At 40.4% G+C, this 6,107-nt stretch carries 5 protein-coding genes; all 5 read right to left on the bottom strand.

Annotated elements, in window-relative coordinates:
* Nucleotides 1-550: 550 nt before the first annotated feature.
* Nucleotides 551-1,993 (bottom strand): cardiolipin synthase, encoded by a 1,443-nt coding sequence (gene cls / locus BMZ06_RS20055; protein ID WP_089754978.1) that lies wholly within the window; start codon nt 1,991-1,993, stop codon nt 551-553.
* Nucleotides 1,994-2,122: 129 nt separating this feature from the next.
* Nucleotides 2,123-2,665, bottom strand: a complete 543-nt coding sequence (locus tag BMZ06_RS20050; protein ID WP_089754976.1) for a transcription repressor NadR — start codon at nt 2,663-2,665, stop codon at nt 2,123-2,125.
* 75 nt (nt 2,666-2,740) lie between these two features.
* Nucleotides 2,741-4,198: a glycoside hydrolase family 32 protein gene (locus BMZ06_RS20045; RefSeq protein ID WP_089754974.1), complete on the bottom strand. Its 1,458-nt coding sequence runs from the start codon at nt 4,196-4,198 to the stop codon at nt 2,741-2,743.
* A 12-nt stretch (nt 4,199-4,210) separates the two neighbouring features.
* Nucleotides 4,211-5,152: an aminoimidazole riboside kinase gene (locus BMZ06_RS20040; protein WP_089754980.1), complete on the bottom strand. Its 942-nt coding sequence runs from the start codon at nt 5,150-5,152 to the stop codon at nt 4,211-4,213.
* A gap of 177 nt (nt 5,153-5,329) precedes the next feature.
* Nucleotides 5,330-5,824 (bottom strand): PTS sugar transporter subunit IIA, encoded by a 495-nt coding sequence (locus BMZ06_RS20035; protein WP_089754972.1) that lies wholly within the window; start codon nt 5,822-5,824, stop codon nt 5,330-5,332.
* Between the last annotated feature and the right edge of the window lie 283 nt (nt 5,825-6,107).

Genomic DNA, 6,107 nt, shown 5'->3' with positions numbered 1-6,107 from the left:
AGTCTCACTAGACGCTAGGTGCTGGAGCTGGATAGCTCTCATCGTCGTTTATGTCCTGATTTACGCTTATAACTTATGAACGTATAAGAGCGGGAGAAGGGACTAGGTGAGATCCCGCAGGGAGTGAAACGAGCGAGGAAGCTGATGGTAAAAGGAGGATCGACTAAGATCGCCACGTCCTGTGGCAACGTCGATCGACCCTACGTCGTGTAGGGCCATAGGAAAGTGTTCAAATGTGGAATCACCCCGAAAGACACGAACAGCATAAGCCGAGCATCAAAAGGATGGCGGTTTTCCAATCCGTTGGTGAACGGCTTATGTCTCGAGTGTCTGGGTGATGGAACAAGACGAGTCATTTCCCCACCAGCCCTCTTCCACATAGAGTAGCGGACCCAATTTATCTCGAAACTGAGTCTTCAACTAACCGGCCCTATAGCAGTATTTTATGTAAAATCTGCAATAACGTTTATTGGAAAGAAAATAAAAAACCAACAGCCCCTCTCATGTAAGGGGCTGTTGGTCGATTCTTAACTATATAACCTGTGCAGACTCATAATATTGGAGAAAGCAGCCTCGCAATAGCCTCCTTGAAGCGAATCCATTTGGAGCGCGATTGGTATAATTTACTCGTAAGCTCGGTAGATTCGGTTAAATCCTCATGAAAACGATCGCTTAAAGCCTTGGCAATATTCGGATGATACACAAAAGCATTAGCTTCAAAATTCAAACGGAAACTTCGCACATCAATATTAGCGGTACCTACAGAAGCAATATTACCATCTACTACAATAGTTTTAGCGTGTAAAAAACCTTTTTGATAAATATAGATTCTTGCGCCTGCATTCAGCATGTCCCCAATATTAGAAAATGTGGCCCAATAAACAAATGGATGATCTGGCTTATTTGGGATCATAATTCGCACATCCACGCCTGAAAGCACCGCTATTCTAAGGGCATCGAGCAGACTATCATCTGGTATGAAATAAGGAGTCTGGACGTAGACATACTCTTTTGCGGACAAAATCATTTTAATGTATCCGTGTTTAATCTGTTCCCATTCAGAATCAGGTCCGCTGGAAACGATCTGAACTCCCGTGTTTCCCTTAGGTTCCGCCTGATAATATCGCTCTTCATAAACAATGTCTTTTCTTGAAGCCTGGTTCCAGTCAAGAATAAATCTGGTCTGCATGTTACTGACCGCATTCCCTTCGACCCTCAGATGGGTATCCCTCCAGTAACCGAACCTTTTGTTAAAACCTAAATATTCATCCCCGATATTAAATCCGCCAATATAACCTATTTTTCCGTCTATTATGGCTAATTTACGATGATTACGGTAATTTATCTTCAAATTGACTTTTGGTATAAAAGAAGGAAAAAAAGATTCTACTTCAACCCCGGCATCCCTTAGCCTTTTTACAAACTTCCTTTTAAGTAATCTAGATCCCATATCATCATACAGAAGCTTTACTTCTACATTCTCTTGAGCTTTTCGTATCAATACGTCTGCCAAGCGGGTCCCCAGTCTATCATCTCTAACAATATAATAAAGCAAGTGAATATGGTCTTGAGCACTTTCAATATCCTGGATAAGTGCGTGAAACTTTTTTTGTCCATCAGTAAATACTTCTACTTCATTGTTATCTGAATAAAGAGCATCATTATTTTTTAAATGTAAGTAAATAAGATCTTCATATGGAACAATATCCGGATGGTTGATTTCTAATCGGTCTTCTTTTATAGCTTGCAGCTGATCCTGCACAGCGGCTAATAAACCTAAACGGCTCTTTTTATCCCATGTAAATATTTCTTTATTGCTTAAACGTCTTCCAAAAATTAGATAAAATATAAATCCTGCTATAGGTAAAAACAAAAGCACCATCAACCAGGCCCATGTGGCACTGGCATCTCTGCGCTCTAAAAAAATGATGGCTAAAGCCAAGAGTACGTTTAAACCTAATATAATACTTAAAATATATGGGATAATATTCACCTGGTTCACCACCTTTTTTCGTCAAAAACTATTGCTTATCAACTATATCATATTTGGATTTATCCACTATACAAAAAAGAGATATGCTGATCATACTCTAAGCATACCTCTTTTCCTTGTACATCTACATTAATTTTTCATTAAAATGCCCGCTTGCCATAGAGCCTCTTCAGCTTCATCTAGTGCTTCCGTGCTGTCTGCTGAGATTGTGTGAGTATGAATGCCATTGGTCAATTCCAACAGAAATGAGGCATTTGTAGATTGGACCTCGTCAATAAATTTCTTAACATCACGCCGATTTGAAATTCTAAGCTGAGCAGTTAAATCTCCGTAGATGGGATGCTCTACCACGACTTCGTATACATGCACTCCATGATCTACAAGAATATTAAGCTCCTCTTCCGTTTGCTCTGCGTTATGCTGACATACAATTGTCCTTTGATAAGCCAGACTTTCCTTGTTATCGGTCATAAACATGTAGCCCTGACTCGTAGCTACTATAGGTTCATTCCTTGCTTTAAGTAAAGAAACGTCCCCTACAATGACTTGCCTTGTAACGTTCATCTCTTCCGCAAGAGAACTACCTGTAATTGGATCTTTTGTCTGCTTCAATAAGGATAAAATGTGCTCTCTTCTCTCACTTGCTTTCATTTTCTTAGAGGATGGGCTCATATAGACGGCTCCTTCATGCAATCTTCGTTTTCTTATTGTAGCATAAGTTAAACTTTCACTGGTAGAGCTTCAAAATTATGAAAAATTAAAGCCGCTCAGCTTCCATTGCTCAATAGAAAAACTGCTTTCTCCGAGTGAAGTGAAGAGAATATCTTCTTCTTCAGGTTGAGGAAATATCCTGGAAGTGAAAACTTCCTCTCCATTATTCACAAAGATTTCAAGGGCAGACTGGTCAATAAATAAATGTAGATTTCTTAGTCCTTGTGGAAGTTCTACTCTGCGGAATTCCGTCTTTTCCCTATTTTCTAACTGCGGCCTAGATAAGGTAAGGATTCCATCCTTATAACTAATAGCAGTATATTGAAATAATTCAATAGCAAATTGATCTTCAATCTTTTCAAATTCGAGATTCAGTTCTGTTGCTCTTCCTCCAATACCTCTCACGGCTTTTTGATCATTTTCAATCGTAATTGAAGCATGGATAAGAGCCGGTCCTCTCATTTCCTTCAGCTCGTTAACTGGTTTCTGGATAATTTGCTCCCCGTTCCAGGTCAGCTCCCTCGGAAGTGTTAAACAATGAACCCACTGCTTCTCTACGGTAGGGTGTGCCTGTTCATACTGGTCAGGGACACCCATCCAGCCAATAAGAATTCGGCGGCCCTGCTCATCCAAAGTTGTCTGGGGCGCATAGAATTCAAAGCCACGGTCAAGCTCACGGAAAGGACCATGTTCAAGATGGGGCTGTTCATAATTTAATTTTCCAGCGAAATATCCACTCTGATAAGTATTGGCATAGTTCATTCCTTCCTCTTCCAAGCCTTGAGGAGATACCATTAATATATCCTGATCTTCAAGCTGAAAAATATCCGGGCATTCCCACATATAACCGAATTCTTCAAGACCGTTTTCCAAACTTCCAGTAACCGGGCCCAGGTGCTTCCAGTCGTATAAATTTTCTGATTGGAATAAGACAGCCTTTCCCTGGAGATCTTTACTTTGAGCTCCAATTACCATGTACCAGTGCTCGCCCTTTTTCCACACTTTAGGATCTCTAAAATGAGCTGTATATCCTTCTGGAAGCTCAGCAATTACTCCTTGCTTTTCAAAGTTCACACCATCATCTGAGACGGCAAGACATTGATAAGCCTCACGGTTTCCTTCTTCATCCTTCACATTCCCTGTATAGAATAAGTAAAGACGATCATTGTAAGAAACTGCACTGCCTGAGTAAACTCCGTTTTTGTCATACCAGTCAGACGGGGTTAATGCAATATCTTCATGCACCCAGTTAACAAAGTCTTTCGAAGTGTAATGACCCCAAAATTTCGCTCCATGCCCTGTGTCAAACGGCATCCACTGATAAAACAAGTGATACGTACCCTTCCATTGAATAAAGCCATTGGGGTCATTCAGAAGACCAACTGGCGGCATATGATGGAAGAGGAGACGGTATGGATCAGACTCTACTTCTTCTTTATACTTATCTATTTCTTCTGCTGCTGCCTGGCGCAGTTCCTGATCTCTTTCAGCCATCAAAAAATCCTCCTAATTCAAATAATCCTCAACTTCATTTTTTGTAGGTAATGCGGTCATAGCTCCTTTTGTTGAAGCAGCCAGAGCTCCTGATACGCTTGCAAAACGAGTGATACCTTCCAATTCTTTGAGCGACAACTGTTCCACCGTGCCGTACTCACTCAATTGGTATAACAAGCCAGAAACAAAAGCATCTCCAGCACCTGTCGTATCTACCGACTCGACTTTCATGGCAGGGACCTGAGTATGACCTTCCGATGTATAAACGTGACTTCCTAGTGCCCCTAGTGTTACGTAAAGGACAGGAATATGGTACTTTTGTAATTTTTTCACACCCGTTTCAATATCAGATTCTCCAGTTAGAAACTCCAGTTCTTCTTCTGATATTTTAACGAGGTCTGCTTCACCCATCATGGACAGAATGGTTTCTCTTGCTTTTTCTTCTGAACTCCATAACCCCAGGCGTAAATTTGGATCATAGGAAACGATCAATCCCTTTTCCCTCGCCTGCTTTACTGCAGTTTTTGTTGCTGTGTTGGAAGGCTCATCTATCATGGAGATCGAACCAAAGTGAAGAACATTATGGTTATCAAACATCGCTTCATCCACTTCCGACTCTTCAAGAAAACGATCAGCACTCGGATTAATATAAAAGTCAAAGCTGCGTTCGCCTGCCTGATCCAGTGTAACAAAAACCACGCCTGTACGCGTATCCTGTGTTAAGTACATATACTCTGTATTGACTCCATAATCTTCTAGTGTCTTCTTCAGGAACTTGCCAAGTACATCATCCCCAACTTTACCTAGAAAAGTAGATTTAGCTCCTAAGCGGGCTAACCCAACGGCTACGTTGGCGGGAGCTCCTCCGGGACTCTTTTGAAAGTTAATATTTTCATTATCCAGTGGTATGAAGTCAATTAAAGCTTCTCCAAGAGTAATAACACCTTTATTCAATATAAGCACGCCCTTTCTGTATATAAAAAAGACCAGGTTCTTCCATTCAATCCCCTGCTCCAATCTTTTAATTATTATACCTTTAATTATGCCTTTCTTTCCATTCTATCATTAATAATTTCAAGTATATTAATTAAAAAACCTAAAGCAAAGGGCTTTAGGTTTTAGTCGGGGTGCTTATTTTGTTTGAAGCGTTGCTATTTTTGTTTCTCCTGCACTTGCCGTGTCAGAATAAGATGGATCAAAGCTCTCCACAGCATCATCAAAGTTCGTGATAATTACGGGAGTGATAGAACTTTTGGCTTTCTCCTCCACAAGTTGAGGGTCGAATGTAATGAGATGGTCTCCGGCATTCACTTTGTCACCTGTTTTTACATGACCTTCGAAGCCTTCACCTTCCATACTTACGGTTTCCAGTCCAATATGAACTAATACTTCCACACCTGATTTCGTTTTAATTCCAACGGCGTGATTCGTAGGGAAGATTTGTACGATCTCCCCGCTGATTGGGCTGACTACTTTTCCATCTGTTGGCTGAATCGCAACACCATCACCCATCATGCGCTGACTGAATACGGGATCATCAACTTCATCTAAAGAAACAACTTTTCCGTTCAATGGAGCGACTAATACTTCTTCTACACTTTTTTTACCAAATAAATTCTTTAACAATATCTTCACCCTTCCTTTACCGAATAAAAATACTTTCTCATTATACAATTGGTAGTCTACTATTGAAAGTGAAGCTAATTGTATTTTTCCCTAGATTAATATCACTAAACTCATCATTAGGTTTTATTCCAAAAAAGCTATATTACACTTTATTTTGATTTCCATAAGAGAGGACTTATTAAACTAAAGGGCCGGATACTTGAAGACTCAATTTCGAGATAATCTGGGTCCGTTGCCAAAAATTTGATAAGGGTCGCTGCGGAAACAACTCGCTTTCCTGCGG

It is taken from the genome of Halobacillus alkaliphilus, from assembly GCF_900113125.1.
Classification (GTDB): domain Bacteria; phylum Bacillota; class Bacilli; order Bacillales; family Halobacillaceae; genus Halobacillus; species Halobacillus alkaliphilus.
This window is presented reverse-complemented; position numbering and strand designations above follow the sequence as displayed.

Bases quoted from the DNA above. Each gene is read 5' to 3' on its own strand.
- BMZ06_RS20050 (WP_089754976.1), bottom strand. From the start codon at position 2,665: ATGAGCCCATCCTCTAAGAAAATGAAAGCAAGTGAGAGAAGAGAGCAC.
- BMZ06_RS20045 (WP_089754974.1), bottom strand. From the start codon at position 4,198: ATGGCTGAAAGAGATCAGGAACTGCGCCAGGCAGCAGCAGAAGAAATA.